Origin of the sequence: Acetobacter syzygii, from assembly GCF_000964225.1 — a bacterium.
GTDB lineage: Bacteria > Pseudomonadota > Alphaproteobacteria > Acetobacterales > Acetobacteraceae > Acetobacter > Acetobacter syzygii.
In genome coordinates, this window is the sequence record NZ_BAMZ01000084.1 from 1 (window position 1) to 488 (window position 488).

1 protein-coding gene is annotated in these 488 nt (G+C 58.8%); it reads left to right on the forward strand.

The genetic code is table 11. The features are described from left to right. Window positions 1–488: 1-deoxy-D-xylulose-5-phosphate synthase N-terminal domain-containing protein (locus Absy_RS12555; protein WP_048855095.1), on the forward strand; the 488-nt coding region annotated here is incomplete at both ends.

Consider the following 488-nt stretch of genomic DNA (forward strand, 5'->3'; position numbering starts at 1 on the left):
TATGAGGCCATGAACAACGCCGCCGTGGCTGGCCCCGGGGCCGAACGGCTGATTGTCATCCTCAACGATAACGAAATGTCCATTGCCCCGCCGGTTGGGGCCATGTCCAACTATCTCTCGCGCCTTATGTCCTCCCGCAAGTTCATGGAGCTGCGCGAGCTGGCGGGCAAGTTTGTCAAAAAACTGCCTGCCCCGGTCGAGCGGACTGCCCGCAAGGCGGATGAATACGCCCGCGGCATGATTACCGGCGGCACCCTGTTCGAAGAACTGGGCTTTTATTACGTGGGCCCGGTGGATGGGCACGACCTGCCGCAGCTGGTCAATATCCTGCGCAACCTGCGCGATACGGATAAAGGCCCGATCCTGCTGCATGTTATTACAGAAAAAGGTCATGGGTACCGTCCGGCAGAAAATGCTGGCGACAAATACCATGCGGTTGCCAAGTTCAACGTTGTTACCGGCGAGCAGAAAAAAGGCCCGGCTGGCCC